General features: G+C 74.2%; 10 protein-coding genes. 2 read left to right on the forward strand and 8 right to left on the reverse strand.

Annotated elements, in window-relative coordinates; genetic code table 11:
- Nucleotides 1-4 precede the first annotated feature (4 nt).
- The 3 genes from crtI to IEZ24_RS15900 are packed head-to-tail and all read right to left on the reverse strand — an operon-like array spanning nucleotide 5 to nucleotide 3578.
- Nucleotides 5-1627, reverse strand: a complete 1623-nt coding sequence (crtI, locus tag IEZ24_RS15890) for a phytoene desaturase family protein (protein ID WP_207206809.1) — start codon at nucleotides 1625-1627, stop codon at nucleotides 5-7.
- Nucleotides 1624-2520 (reverse strand): phytoene/squalene synthase family protein, encoded by an 897-nt coding sequence (locus IEZ24_RS15895; protein ID WP_129455137.1) that lies wholly within the window; start codon nucleotides 2518-2520, stop codon nucleotides 1624-1626. The genes crtI and IEZ24_RS15895 overlap by 4 nt, the downstream gene beginning before the upstream one ends.
- The gene (locus IEZ24_RS15900; protein WP_129455138.1) at nucleotides 2517-3578 is read right to left on the reverse strand and encodes a polyprenyl synthetase family protein; all 1062 of its coding nucleotides are present in this window, start codon (nucleotides 3576-3578) and stop codon (nucleotides 2517-2519) included. The genes IEZ24_RS15895 and IEZ24_RS15900 overlap by 4 nt, the downstream gene beginning before the upstream one ends.
- An 86-nt stretch (nucleotides 3579-3664) precedes the next feature.
- Between IEZ24_RS15900 and IEZ24_RS15905 the strand changes: the two genes are divergently transcribed.
- Entirely contained in the window at nucleotides 3665-4513 is an 849-nt protein-coding gene (locus tag IEZ24_RS15905; RefSeq protein WP_129455139.1) for a DICT sensory domain-containing protein, read from the forward strand.
- Nucleotides 4514-4546: 33 nt separating this feature from the next.
- Entirely contained in the window at nucleotides 4547-6346 is a 1800-nt protein-coding gene (locus IEZ24_RS15910) for an ABC transporter ATP-binding protein (RefSeq protein WP_165356078.1), read from the forward strand.
- Here IEZ24_RS15910 and IEZ24_RS15915 read toward each other — a convergent pair.
- The 5 genes from IEZ24_RS15915 to IEZ24_RS15935 all read right to left on the reverse strand — a co-directional run bounded on the left by IEZ24_RS15915 (nucleotide 6339) and on the right by IEZ24_RS15935 (nucleotide 13705).
- Nucleotides 6339-6809, reverse strand: a complete 471-nt coding sequence (locus IEZ24_RS15915) for a GyrI-like domain-containing protein (protein WP_129455141.1) — start codon at nucleotides 6807-6809, stop codon at nucleotides 6339-6341. The two genes, IEZ24_RS15910 and IEZ24_RS15915, sit on opposite strands and share 8 nt — an antisense overlap.
- Before the next feature lie 11 nt (nucleotides 6810-6820).
- A complete protein-coding gene (locus IEZ24_RS15920) occupies nucleotides 6821-7873 on the reverse strand; it encodes an alcohol dehydrogenase catalytic domain-containing protein (protein ID WP_129455142.1) in 1053 nt (350 codons plus the stop codon).
- Nucleotides 7870-8334 carry a universal stress protein gene (locus IEZ24_RS15925; protein WP_129455143.1) on the reverse strand — a complete coding sequence of 155 codons (465 nt, stop codon included), beginning with the start codon at nucleotides 8332-8334 and terminating at the stop codon, nucleotides 7870-7872. Before IEZ24_RS15925 ends, IEZ24_RS15920 begins: the two co-directional genes overlap by 4 nt.
- Nucleotides 8335-8414: 80 nt before the next feature.
- Nucleotides 8415-11087 carry a bifunctional acetate--CoA ligase family protein/GNAT family N-acetyltransferase gene (locus IEZ24_RS15930; RefSeq protein WP_165356079.1) on the reverse strand — a complete coding sequence of 891 codons (2673 nt, stop codon included), beginning with the start codon at nucleotides 11085-11087 and terminating at the stop codon, nucleotides 8415-8417.
- Between the two features lie 8 nt (nucleotides 11088-11095).
- A complete protein-coding gene (locus IEZ24_RS15935) occupies nucleotides 11096-13705 on the reverse strand; it encodes a cation-translocating P-type ATPase (protein ID WP_129455145.1) in 2610 nt (869 codons plus the stop codon).
- Between the last annotated feature and the right edge of the window lie 76 nt (nucleotides 13706-13781).

Genomic DNA, 13781 nt, shown 5'->3' on the forward strand with positions numbered 1-13781 from the left:
GTCCTCACGTGCCCACCGGCAGGCTCGACCGGTCACCGGTGACGCGCTTGAGCACGAGCTCGGCGCTGATGAGGCACATCGGCAGCCCGACGCCGGGCACGGTGCTGGCGCCGGCGTAGAGCAGGCCGTCGACCTTGGACGAGGCGTTGCCGGGACGCAGGAACGCGCTCTGGCGCAGGGTGTGCTCGAGGCCGAGGGCGCCGCCTCGCCACGAGTGGTAGCGCCGCTCGAAGTCCTGGGGACCGACCGTGTGGCGTACGCGGATCCGCTCGCGCAGGTCGGGCACGCCGGCCCACGTGGCGATCTGGTCGATCGCCGCGTCGGCCGTCCGCTCGACCGTCTCGGAGCCGGCGCCGTCGTCGCCGCCGCTGCCGATGGCGGTGTCGGCGGGCACGGGGACGAGCACGAACAGGTTCTCGCAGCCCTCCGGCGCGACGGTGGGGTCGGTCTCCGAGGGCTTGCAGACGTAGATCGAGGCAGGATCGGGCACACGTGCATCCTTGCCGAAGATGTCCCCGAAGTTCTGCCCCCAGTCGCGGGTGAAGAACAGCGTGTGGTGCGGCAGCTGGGGGAGCCGGCCCTCCACGCCGAGCATCGCGAGCACGGCGCCGGGACCCGGCGAGCGGTCCCGCCACGCCTGCTCGGGGTGCGTCTGGAGCCCGCGCGGCAGCAGCTCGGTCTCGAGGTGGTGGAGGTCGGCGGCGCCGACGACCACGTCGGCGGACAGCGTCCGCGTCCCGCCCGGGGCCTCGTGCTCCACGCCCGTGACCACCGCCCGCCGGCCGTCACCCTCGGTGGTGAGGATCCGGGTGACGGCGGCACCGGTGTGCAGGCGGGCCCCGTGGCGCTCGGCGAGGTCGGCGACGACGCGGATCAGCTCGGTGAACCCGCCCTGGGGATAGAGCACGCGGTCGCCGAGGTCGAGGCGGCTCATCAGGTGGTACATGCTCGGCGCCCGGCTGGGGGAGGAGCCGAGGAAGACGGCGGGGTAGCCGAGGACCTGGCGCAGCCGGTGGTCGGTGAACGACGCGGCCACGTGGCTCTCCAGCGACCGCGTGAGCAGGCGCCCGAGCGCCGGGGTGCGGCGTACGACGTCGGGGTGCACGAAGGCCGTGGGCGAGTCGAAGCTCGTGTAGAGGAAGCGCCGCAGCGCCATGTCGTAGGTGCTCTCGGCCGAGCGGAGGTAGGCGTCGAAGGCCTCGCCCGCGCCCGGCTCGAGCGACTCGAAGAGCGCGCGGTTGTGCTCCCGGTCGGGGCGCAGGTCCACCGGGTCGGGGTGTCCCTCGAAGAACACGCGGTAGCTCGGGTCGAGCACGGCCAGGTCGAGCTCGGCCTCGGCGGACGTGCCGAGCAGGGAGAAGAAGTGCTCGAAGACCTCGGGCATGAGGTACCACGACGCGCCGGTGTCGAAGCGGAAGCCGTCGCGCTCCACGCTGCCGACGCGGCCGCCCAGGTCGTCGTTCTTCTCCAGGAGGTCGACGGAGTGGCCGCGCGAGGCCAGGAGGGCGGCGGTGGCCAGGCCGGCGATGCCGCCTCCGACGACGACCACCCGCCGGGGACCGCCGTCACCGGAGTGACGGGGGGAGGGGGTGAGCCGGGTCAGGCGCTCGGGAAGTCGCAGGGTCACGATCGACCCTCCCGCAGCGAGCCCACGGCGAGGCGGAGCTTGACCGGCGCCGGCACCCGGACGCGGGTGCGCCGGATCTCCTCGGCCGGGGCCGCGCGCAGGCGGCTGGCCAGCTCGGCGAACGTGGCGTGGGCGGCTCGTACGGCGCGCCGGCTGCTGGGCGGCAGGTCGGGCACGACGGCGGACGCGGCACGCAGGTCGGCGTCGATGTCGTCGAGGATCCGGTCGCGGTCGGCGTCGCAGAACGTCTCGACGTCCAGGCCCGGGAAGTAGTCGCGGCGCAGCAGGTCGTGGTCGTCGGAGAGGTCGCGCACGAAGTTCAGCTTCTGGAAGGCCGCGCCCAGGCTCCGGGCCCCGGGGGCGAGCCGGTCGTACCGTGCCCGGCCGTCCGGGCCCGCGTCGGGGGCGGCCAGGAAGGCGCGCAGGCACATCAGCCCGACCACCTCGGCCGAGCCGTAGACGTAGCGGTCGAAGCTCTCCTGCGTGTGCGTCCGGGTGTCGAGGTCGGTGCGCATCGAGGCGAAGAAGGGCGACACGATCTCGGTCCCGATCCCCACGGCGATGGCCGTGCGGGCGAAGGCGTGCACCACGAGGTTGCCGCTGTAGCCGGTGCGCAGCGCGTGGTGCACGTCGTCCTCGAGCCAGTCGAGCATGGTGGCCCGCGCCGTGCGGTCGAGCGCCGGGTCGGGGTTGTCGACGATCTCGTCGGCGACCCGCACGAGGGCGTAGATGTTGCGGACCTGCGTGCGCACGGGCTCGGCGAGGAGGCGGGAGGCGAGTCCGAAGGAGCTGGAGTACTCGCGGATCACCACCGCGGAGCTGGCCTCGGACGTCGCGTCGTACAGGCTGCGGGGGGCGCCACCCTGGACCAGCCGGCCCACGAAGAGCGTCATGCCGCCACCTCGCTGCCGTCGGCCAGCGCCAGGGGACGTACGCCCACGCCGTCGAGCAGGTCGTCCGGGATGCCGAGGCCGTCGAGCACCGTCCGGGCCTGCTCGAGGTGTCGCTCGGCGAGCTCCTCGACGAAGCGTCGCGAGCCCGAGGAGGTGAGCAGCTCGCGCACCTCGGCGAGCTCGTCGACGTCGAGCTCCCGGCCCAGGTGGCGGCGGACCTGCTCCCACTCGGGGGTCGTGCGGGCGTGCACGAGGAGCGGCGTCTGCTTGCGGGTGCGGAGGTCGCACGTGGTGCTCTTGCCGGAGCGGGCCGGGTCGCCGAACACGCCGATGAGGTCGTCGGCGAGCTGGAAGGCGATGCCCATCGCCCGCCCGGCGTCGCCGAGCCGGGCGGTCGTCGCCTCGTCCGCGCCGGCCAGCACCGCGCCGGCCTGGAGCGGCAGGGAGAAGGAGTAGGCGCTGGTCTTCTGTGCCTCCATCTCCAGGCTCTGGTCGAGGGAGGCCGCGGCGAGGTCGAGCGAGAGGCGTACGTCGGCGAGCTCGCCGGACGCGGTCCGGTGCAGGGCGAGGTCGAAGAGGTCGAGCAGTCGTGCCACGACCGGTGCCGGCGCACCGCTCAGGGCCACGGCTCGGACGGCTGCGGCCAGGGCGAGGTCGCCGGCCAGGATCGCCGCGGTGAGCCCGTAGCCGGCCGCCGCGTCCGTCCCGGCGCCGTCGATGCCCGCCACGGCCCGGAAGGTGCCGCTGACGTTGGGCCGTCCGCGGCGGACGTGGTCGTCGTCGATGACGTCGTCGTGCACGACGAAGGCGGTGTGCAGCAGCTCGACGGCCGCGCCCACCTCGGCCGCCGGACCGGCGCAGTCCCCGCCGAGGGCGTCGTGCGTGGCGACGACCAGGGCCGGGCGGAACCGCTTGCCCCCCTCGGTCGCGGCGCTCAGCGCCTCCCACAGCAGGGCGTGGTGGACGTCGATGGTGGCCGCCCGCCTGCGTCCCTCCGCCAGCAGGCGCGCCAGCGCCGCGTCCGTGCTCCTGGTCGTGCCGGTGTCCGTGCCGATCATGTGGTGCCTCCCGCAAGCTGGACCGTCGCTACCGAATCTATGCAACACTTCCAACTAAATCTAGGCACGATGCGAAGGGGTGGACCGTGGTCGATGCCAGTTCACGCGTCACGCTGTCGATCGGCGACCTGGCCCACAGGACTGGAGTACCCATTTCCACGCTTCGCAGCTGGGAGAAGCGCTACGGGTTCCTCCAGCCCGACCGGCGTGCCGGGGAGCACCGTCGCTACAGCGAGGCCGACGTCGACGCGGTGCTCGAGGTCCTGGCGCGTCGGCGGGGCGGGCTCTCGCTCGCCGCCGCCGTCCAGCGAGCCGACGCCCCGCCCGTGCGGTCGGGGTCGGTCTTCGCCGAGCTCCGACGCCGCCACCCCGTGCTCCGGCCGCAGGTGCTCTCGCGCCACACCCTGGTGTCGATGAGCCACGCGATCGAGGACGAGTGCTGCGCCCGCGCCGCCGACCCCTTGCTCTTCGGCGCGTTCCAGCGCGAGCGCTTCCTGCGTGCGTCGTACGACCGGTGGCGCGAGCTCGCCCGTACGGCGCAGTGCACCGTCGTCTTCGCCGACTTCGAGCACCCTGCCCCGCCGCGCAGGGGAGCGCCGATCGAGGTCCGCGTGCCGTCCGACTCGCCACTCAACCGGGAGTGGGTCGTGGTGTGCGACGCCGTCGACCTGCCCGCGTGCCTGACCGCCGTCGAGCGCCCCGGGCAGGATCCCGGGGCGGGCGACCGCACGTTCGAGGCGGTGTGGTCGGTCGACCCGCAGGTGGTGCGCGACGCCAGCCGCATCGCCGCCGCCCTCGCCGACGAGCTGCGCCCGGAGTGGCGCGAGGCCGCCGACCTGCCGCCGCAGCCCGACCCGCCGGGTGCGTCCGAGGACCTGCACCGCGCCACGGAGCTGTTCGACCGGATGGTCGCCTACATCGACGCGGCCCGGTGAGGCCCGGCCGGTCAGGCCTCCTAACCTGTGCGGGTGCTCGAGCCCGACACCCCCGATGCCGTCCAGCCGTTGCGTGCCCTGTGGCGCCGCTACGGCGCCTACCGCGGTCGCTTCGTCGGCGCCGTCGTGGCGTCCACGGTCAACAAGGTCGCCGACGTCGTCCCCGAGCTGCTGATCGGCGCTGCGGTCGACGTCGTGGTCCGCGGCGACGCGTCGTTCGTGGGCGAGGTGCTCGGCGTCGAGTCCCGCTTCGCCCAGCTCGGCTGGCTCGCGGTCGTCAACGCCGTGGTGTGGGTGGTCGAGTCGCTCAGCGAGTACGTCGCGAGCGTGCTGTGGCGGGGCCTGGCCCAGGGCGTGGAGCACGACCTGCGGGTGGAGGCGTACGACCACGTCCAGCACCTCGACCTCGGCTGGCACGAGAGCCGCCCCGCCGGCTCCACGCTGGCCACGCTCAACGACGACGTCAACCAGCTCGAGCGCTTCCTCGACGTCGGCGCCCCCGCGATCCTCCAGACGGTGCTCAACGTGTTGCTCGTCGGAGCGGTGTTCGCCGCGGCCTCCGGCCAGCTCCTGGTCCTGGCGTTCCTGCCCATCCCGGTGATCGTCGTGGGCTCGCTCGTCTTCCAGCGGCGCCTCGAGCCGCTCTACGACCGGGTCCGGGCGGCGGTGTCCGACCTGTCCGGCACGCTCTCGTCCAACATCTCCGGCATCGCCACGATCAAGGCCTTCACCGCCGAGGACCGCGAGCGCGACCGGGTGGCCGCGGTCTCGCGGGCCTACCGCGAGGCCAACACCGACGCGATCCGCTCCTCGGCCGCGTTCGTCCCCCTGGTGCGGATGGCGATCCTCGCCGGCTTCACCTGCACCCTGCTGCTGGGCGGCTGGGCGACCCTGCGCGGCGACCTCGAGGTCGGCCTCTACTCGGTGCTGGTGTTCATGACCCAGCGACTGCTCTGGCCGCTCACCGAGGTGGCGGAGGTGCTCGACCTCTACCAGCGCGGACGCGCCTCCGCGGCCCGGATCCTCGGCCTGCTGGCGGTGCCCGTCACCGTCCCGGCCGGCGCGACCGCCCTCGAGCGCCCGGTCGCGGGCCGGGTCGAGCTGCGGGGCGTACGGGCGGGGTACGCCGACGGGCCCGACGTGCTGCACGGCATCGACCTGGTCGTCCCCGCCGGCGAGACCCACGCCATCGTCGGGGCCACCGGGTCGGGCAAGTCGTCGCTGCTGCGGCTGGTGCTGCGCTTCGACGACCCCCGCGACGGACGGGTCCTCCTCGACGGCCAGGACGTCCGCGACCTCGACTGGGACTCGCTGCGCGGGTCGATGGGGTACGTCGCCCAGGACGTCTTCATGTTCGCCGGCACGGTCGCCGACAACATCGCCTACGGCCGCCCCGACGCCACCCGCGAGGAGGTCCGGGCCGCGGCCGAGGCGGCGGCGGCCCTCGACTTCGTCGACGCGATGCCCGACGGCCTCGACACCTGGGTGGGGGAGCGCGGTGTCACGCTCTCGGGCGGCCAGCGCCAGCGCCTCGCCCTGGCCCGGGCGCTGCTCCGCGACCCCGCCGTGCTGGTCCTCGACGAGGCGACCAGCGCCGTCGACAACGAGACCGAGGCGGCCATCCAGCGCTCGCTGCGCAAGGCCACGGCCCAGCGCACCGCGATCGTGGTCGCCCACCGCCTCTCGACCGTCCGGCACGCGCACCGGATCTGGGTGCTCGACGCGGGTCGGGTGGTCGAGTCAGGGACCCACGACGAGCTCATCGCCGGTGACGGGGCGTACGCCGCGCTGTGGCGGGTGCAGACGGGGGAGCAGGACGCGGCCGTCAGGTGACCGCCGCGGCCTCGACCGGCCGGCACGGGACGACGACCTCGGTCCGCGGCTCGGCGACCTCCGGGCCGTCGAGGTAGGACTCCCACGGCGCTCCGCAGGCCTCCATCCCGTGCTCGGCCAGCCAGCTGGTCACGGCCGCGTAGGCGTCGCCCACCCCGTCGTACGCGCCGGTGTGCAGCGTCGTCGCGACCATCCCTCCGGGCAGCTCGGACGGCACGACCCTCCCGCTGGGTGCGACCGCACCGGACGAGGGGAAGCCGCTCTCGACGTCGAAGCCGTCCTCGCCCACCGTGTAACGGCTGAACGGGGGGCCCAGCGGCGCGAGCCGTTGCCCCTCGAGCACCGTCATCACCTCGGCGAAGGCGCCCCCGACGAAGTCGGCGATGTCGTCGGTGCGGACGTGGGCGCGCACGACTGCCGTCGGTCGCGTCCGGACCTCGTCGAGGTGCACGTCGTAGCCCACGGTGCGCGTCCTCAGTCGACGGAGTCGGGGTTGAAGAGCACGACCTTGAGCGCGCCCGTCTCGCCGGCGCGGGCGAAGACGTCGTAGGCGTCCTGCATCTCGTCGAGGCCGAAGCGGTGCGTGCACAGCGACGACACGTCGAGCTTGCCGTCGCCGAGCAGGCGGAGGAGCAGCGGTGTCGTGCGGGTGTCCACCAGGCCCGTGGTGATGGTGACGTCCTTGATCCAGAGGGACTCGAGGTGGAGCGTGGCCGGCGCCCCGTGGACCCCGACGTTGGCCACGTGCCCACCGGGCCGGACCAGCGCCGTGCACAGCTCGAAGCTGGCCGGCACCCCCACGGCCTCGATGGTGACGTCGGCTCCCAGGCCGTCGGTGAGCTCGTGGACCAGCGCCTCCGCCTCAGCGTCCGACCCCACGGCGTGGTCCGCTCCCGAGGCCAGCGCGTGGCTCCTCCTGGACTCCGCCGGGTCGACCATGACGATCCGGGACGGGCTGAGGAGACGAGCGGTGGCGAGCGCCGCGAGCCCGATCGGACCGGCTCCGACCACCACCACGACGTCGCCCGGGGAGACCCGGCCGGCGAGGACGCCGACCTCGTACGACGTGGGCAGGATGTCGGCGAGCATGAGGGCGTCCTCGTTGCTCACGTTGTCCGGCAGCACGTGCAGGGAGTGGTCGGCGAACGGGACGCGCACCCGCTCGGCCTGGGTGCCGTCGATCGTGTGGCCGAGGACCCAGCCCCCTCCGCCGAGGCACTGCCCGTAGCGGCCCTCTTTGCAGAACCGGCACCTTCCGCACCCGGAGATGCAGGAGACCAGCACGCGTTGCCCGACCGTCACGCCGTGCACCTGCTCGCCGGTCTCGACGACGGTGCCGACGGCCTCGTGGCCCAGGATGCGCCCGGACCCGACCTCCGGCACGTCGCCCTTGAGGATGTGCAGGTCCGTGCCGCAGATGGTCACGGCGTCGACCCGGACGATCGCGTCCTCCGGGTCCTTGACGGCAGGGTCCGGTACGTCGACCCAGGACCGGTGGCCGGGGCCACCGTAGACGAGTGCCTTCATGACGAAGCTCCTTGGTGTGGGCGTGCTGGGTGGTGGGCGTGCGGCCCGACCACGACGACGTCGCAGGGCACGGCGTCGACGATGCGGTCGGTGAGTCGGTGGGGGCCGCGCGGTGACCCCGAGCCGAGGACCACGAGGTCGTGTCGCTCCGAGGCACGCACGATCGCGTCGAGGACGTCCGCGTTCTGGAGGGAGACCGACCGGATCGGCGCCGTGGACACGAGGTCGGCGGCCCGGCGGATGGTGTCCTGCTGGGCGACGGCGGCTTCCCACCGCGCAGCGCAGAAGTGGCCGGGCACCTCGCGCACGAAGACGCTGCGGTGGTCCGGCCAGACCGTCAGCACGTCCACGACGGTGTCGTGGTCGGCGGCACGGCGCAGTGCCCAGACGAGCGCGTCGACACCGGCTGCGGCGCCGTCCACGGCGACGAGGCAGGCCCGGATGAGCGTGGACTGCTCCATGCTCCGACCGTAGGCAGCGCCCGCGTCCTGGCGCCGCGGGCGGAGGTCCCGTGTTCGCCGGGACCTTCTGCCCTGCGCCCCTACGACCGGAGCTGGCGGGGCTGGGCAGCGAGGTCGTACGGATGCGGGGCGAGCCTGACCCGCACGTCCACGAGGACGGTGCCGTTCGGCGTGCACATCACCGGGTTCAGGTCGAGCTCGGCGACCTCCGGGACGTCGAGGGCGAGGTCGCCGAGGGCGACCACCGTCCGCTCCAGCTCGCTGGTGTCCACCGGCTGCGCTCCCCGGTAGCCGTCGAGGAGGGGCCACATCCGCAGCGACCGGATCGCGCGAGCGGCGTCCTGCCGGGAGAACGGGGGGAGCAGGAAGGTCCGGTCGTCGAGGATGCCCGTGGCGACCCCACCGGCCGCGACCATGACCAGCGGCCCGAGGCTCGGGTCGCGCACGACGCCGAGGGCGACCTCGACGCCGCGGACGAACGGCTGGACGAGGACGGGGACCGTGCTGCGGCCGAGCTCGGCTGCGAACGCGCGGACGGCCTCCTCGACCCCCTCGTCCGAGTCCAGCCCGAGGCGGACGAGGCCCCGGTCCGACTTGTGCACGACGTCGCGGTCGGCGATCTTGACCACGACCGGGTATCCCACGTCCGAGGCGACGCGGGTGGCCGTGCCGAGGTCGTTCGCGAGGCGACCGACGGGCTCGAGGCCGTAGGGCCCCAGCAGCCCCGGCACGTCCGCGGCGTCGACCCAGCCGCCCCCGTCCCCGAGGTCGTCGAGGAGGCCCAGGGCGACACCCCGCGCAGCCGCGGCTCGTTCCTCGTCGTGCGAGGCGGGGAGGGTGCGCGGTGTCGCCAGCCACGAGGCGTACCTCGCTGCGGCACCCATGGCCTCGACGGCGTCGTCGACGGCACGGAAGACGGTGACGCCCTCTGCCCCCTTCCCGAGGCCGCCCAGCCCGACGAGCGCCACCGGTGTGGCGGGGAACCCGGCGCGGGTCGCGACCAGGGCGTCCACCAGGGGCTGCGCGGGGGTGGCGCTGGTCGGCACCAGCACCACGAGCAGGGCGTCCACCTCACCCGAGGCCAGGAGCGCCGCTGCCACGCTGCGGACGTCGTCCGCGCAGGCACCTGCCCCGAGGTCGACCGGGTTGGCCGTTCCCACGGTCCCGGCCACGTGGTCGCTGATCCTGCTGCGCAGGCCGGACGACAGCTCCGGGACGTCGAGGCCGTGGAGGTCGGCTGCGTCGGCGGCCAGGACGCCGAGCCCGCCGGCGTTGCTGACGACGGCGAGCCTGCGCCCGCGAGGGAGGGGCTGCTCGGCGAGGAGGAGGGCCGTACGCCCCATCTCCTCCGCACTCGCGCAGCCGAGCACGCCGGCGTGGCTGAAGAGCGCGTCGACGCCGACCGCGGGGGTCGCTGCGGCGGCGGTGTGGGACGCCCCGCCGCGGCGGCCGCTCGCCGACCGGCCGCCCACGACGGCCAGCACCGGCTTGCGCTCGGCGAAGCGGCGCGCGATCCGGGCGAACTTCGGCGCGTTGCCGAACGACTCCAGGTAGAGCGCGGCGGCAGTGACCGTCGGGTCGTCCAGCCACGCGGCGAGCAGGTCGTTGCCCGACACGTCGGCCTTGTTCCCGAGCGAGATGAACGTGCCGACGCCGAGGCCGAGCTCTCGCGCCAGGTCGAGGAACGCGATCCCGACGCCGCCGGACTGCGAGGCGATGGCGAGCCCACCGGGAGGCGGCACGCTGCGGGTGAAGGTCGCGTTGAGGCGGACCTCCGGGTCGTTGACCATCACGCCCACGCAGTTGGGGCCGATGAGCCTGATGTTGTGGTCGCGAGCCGTCCGGAGCAGCCGCTGCTGCATCGCGGCTCCGTCGGGGCCGAGCTCGCCGAAGCCGGAGGAGATGACCACGACCGCCGAGACGCCGGCGCGCGCCGCGTCCCGCACGGTGTCCAGCACGTGGTGGGCGGGGACCGCGACGACCGCGACGTCCACGTGGCCGGGCACGTCGCTGAGGCGAGGGAAGGCACCCACCCCGTCGACCGAGTCGACCTCGGGGTGCACGACGTGCACGGCGCCGGTGAAGCCACCCTCGAGGACGGAGGTCAGCACGGCACGGCCCAACCCGGACCCGTCGCGCCGTACGCCGACGATCGCCACCGACCGCGGGTGCAGCAGGGGCGCCAGCGACCTGGCCTCCGACGCGCGCTCGCGACGATCGGCCACCTCGACCGCGGCAGCCGTGGCCTCGGTGCTCATCTCCACGAGGAGTACCCCGTGGTCGTTGCGCTGGGTGAGCGTGAACCCGGCGCCCCGGAAGAGGGTGAGCATGGCGTGGTTGGCCGGGAGCACCTCGGCGACGAGCCGTCGGATCCCGACGTCGCGGCAGGCGGCGGCGAGGTGCTCCAGCAGCAGGCTCCCCAACCCGTGCCGGTGCTCGGCGTCGGCGACGAGGAAGGCCGCCTCGGCGAGGTCCGGCCCGACCCGCTCCGCCACGGCCGTCGCCACGATCGTGCCGCCGACGGTCGCCACCAGCGTCGCGACGGTGTCGCCCGAGCCGGCCATCAGGTGGTCGACGTAGGCGCGGGCGGCCTCTCGGCTGAGGGAGAAGAAGCGCAGTCGCAGGCTCTCGTCCCCCGCGGCGTCGTGCAGCGCCATGAGCCCGGCACGGTCGGTGGGGGCCAGGGGGCGGATGGCCGCGATCCGTCCGTCCGCCAGCAGGACGTCGGCGGGCCTCGGGAGGGGACGAGTCACCTTCTCGGTCATCGTGCTGCCACCCCCCGGCCGGTTGCGGGGCGGCTGGTCCAGGGGCTCGCGGCACGTGGGCCCCGACGACGTCGGGCTTCCTTGACGAGTCCGTCGACGGTGACGAGCGCCACCGGTGCCGCAGCGGCTGCGAGCCACCCGGTGCTGGTCGGCCACGACCCGCCCAGCAGGCCGGCGAGCGGCGCGAACCCCAGGAACACCGCGAGCAGCACCAGCTGGACCAGGACCGCGGCAACCACCAGGCGGTTCGTCGTCACCTTCAACCTCCAGACCGGCGTGATCGTGCTGCGGCAGGCGAACGCGTTGGCCATCTGTCCGAGGGCGATGGCCGCGAAGGTCGTGCCGGACGCCGTGGCGAGCAGCGTCGCGGAGGGTGCCTCGCCCCACGACCACCCGCCGGCGACGAGCACCCACGTGCAGGCCGACATCGCCATCACCGCCTCGGTCGGTCCCAGGACGCCGAAGGAGCGCAGCAGCAGGGGACGGTCGACGATCGTGCGGGAGGTGCGGTTGCCCATCAGGCCGCGGCGGGGAGGTTCCGCGCCCAGCGCGAGGGCCGGGAGCATGTCGGTCCCGATGTCGAGCGCGAGCACCTGCAGGACCGTGAGGGCGAGCGGGTACTGCCCGCCGCTCAGCGCCCACAGCGCGAACGGCGCGAGCTCGGCGACGTTGTCCGTCAGGTGGTAGGTCAGGAACCGCCTCACGTTCGCGAAGGTCGCCCGGCCCAGCTCGATGGCGGTGACGATGGTCCCGAAGTGGTCGTCCAGCAGGATCAGGTCGGCACTCTCCCGCGCGACGTCGCTCCCGCTCGCTCCCATCGCGACGCCGACGTCGGCCTCGCGCAGCGCGGGGGCGTCGTTGACGCCGTCGCCGGTCATCGCCACCACGTGCCCGCGGCTGCGCAGGGCTCCCGCGATGCGCAGCTTGTCCGCAGGCGTGACCCGTGCGACGACCGCGCCGTCCGCGTTGTCCAGCAGGTCGGCCAACGCGGTGTCCCTCTCCGGCAGCTCGCTCCCGTCCAGGACGACGCCGCCCTCCCTCAGCAGTCCGACCTCCCGCGCGATCGCGGCCGCCGTGGCGGGGTGGTCACCGGTCACCATGGCCACCCGGACACCCGCGTCGCGACACGACTGCAGCGCCTCGTCGACGTCCTGGCGCGGCGGGTCCTCGAGGCCGACGAGCCCGAGCAGCTCCAGGTCGCGCTCCATCTCGTCGCCGGGTCCGGCACGCCACTCGCGCCGGGCGACGGCCAGGACACGCCGGCCGCTCGCGGTGAGGCGCGCCAGCTCGGCCGTCATGGTGGCCGGGACCGAGGTGCAGCGCCGGAACACCTGCTCGGGCGCGCCCAGCACGGAGACCTCCTCACCCAGCAGGGCCGAGCTCAGCATCCGGTCCGCGGTGTACGGGCGCCGCCGGGCCGGCGTCCCGGACGCCTCTCGGGCACCGCACCTCATCGAGAGGCAGTGCAGGGCGGCCTCCATGGGGTCGCCGTCCGGGACCCACCGGCCGTCGTGCTGCACGACGCGTCCTGCGACGCAGGCGAGGGCAGCGTGCGCCATGCGCGGCACGAGCGCGAGTGCCTCGTCCTCCCCGAGGAGGTCCGCCGTCGGCTCGTAGCCGACCCCCTCGACCTGCACGCTGCCGGCGACCGTGACGACGTCGACGACGTTCATGCGGTTCTGCGTGAGGGTGCCGGTCTTGTCCGTGCAGATGAACGTGGTGGCTCCCAGGGTCTCCACCGCGTCGAGACGCCGGACGAGGGCGTGGCGCTCGGCCATCGTCTGGGCTCCGCGGGCGAGGGACAGCGTCATCGTCGGCAGGAGTCCCTCCGGCACGAGTGCCACCGCCACCCCGACCCCGAAGAGGAACGCCTCGGTCGGGTGCAGCCCGAGCAGCACGGCTGTGGCACCCAGGCCTGCTCCGGTGAGGGCCGCCACGACCGCCACGACCCGCACCACCCGGTCGAGCTGCACGGCCAGCGGGCTCCGGGGCCTGGTGGCGGTGGCAGCGAGCCGCGAGATGTCCGCGAGGCTGGTCCGGGCGCCGGTGGCCTCGACGACGGCCCGACCCGCACCCTGTACGACGAAGGTTCCGGCGAGCAGCCGGTCGCCGACTCCGTGGGCCACCGCACGGCTCTCGCCGGTGACCATCGACTCGTCCTGCGCCAGGTCGTGCGCCAGGACGAGGCGGAGGTCCGCTCCGACACGATCTCCGGCCTCGAGGACCACGAGGTCGCCCCTGACCAGGTCCGCGACGTCGACCACGCGGGCGCTGCCGTCGCGCAGGACCCGCGCGCCGGACGGCAGGAGGTCCTTGAGCCGCTCGGTCGACCGGTCTGCGCGGTGCTCCTGCCAGAACGCGAACACCCCGTTGAGCAGCACGATGACGACGATGGCGACTGCCAGTGCCGGCATGCCCGCGAGCAGGGCGAGTGCTGCCGCCACCCACAGGAGCAGCGCGAGCAGGTGGGTGAGCTGCTTGGCCAGCTCGAGCCACGCGGCGGTGCGCGGGTGGTCCGGGAGCACGTTCGGCCCGTCCGAGGCGAGACGACGTGCCGCTTCGACTGCCGACAGTCCGCGCGAGTCGGCGGCGACGGAGACCGTCATCCTCACCACCTCGATGCCGGCCGCCACCGGCGGACGACCGGGCGCGGCCGGCGACCACCCGCCCACCGCGTGCTCC

Origin of the sequence: Nocardioides ganghwensis (assembly GCF_014779655.1) — a bacterium.
GTDB lineage: Bacteria > Actinomycetota > Actinomycetes > Propionibacteriales > Nocardioidaceae > Nocardioides > Nocardioides ganghwensis.

Coding starts and splice junctions, on each gene's coding strand:
- IEZ24_RS15895 (WP_129455137.1), bottom strand. CDS start 2,520: ATGACGCTCTTCGTGGGCCGGCTGGTCCAGGGTGGCGCCCCCCGCAGC.
- IEZ24_RS15900 (WP_129455138.1), bottom strand. CDS start 3,578: ATGATCGGCACGGACACCGGCACGACCAGGAGCACGGACGCGGCGCTG.
- IEZ24_RS15920 (WP_129455142.1), bottom strand. CDS start 7,873: ATGAAGGCACTCGTCTACGGTGGCCCCGGCCACCGGTCCTGGGTCGAC.
- IEZ24_RS15925 (WP_129455143.1), bottom strand. CDS start 8,334: ATGGAGCAGTCCACGCTCATCCGGGCCTGCCTCGTCGCCGTGGACGGC.
- IEZ24_RS15935 (WP_129455145.1), bottom strand. CDS start 13,705: ATGACGGTCTCCGTCGCCGCCGACTCGCGCGGACTGTCGGCAGTCGAA.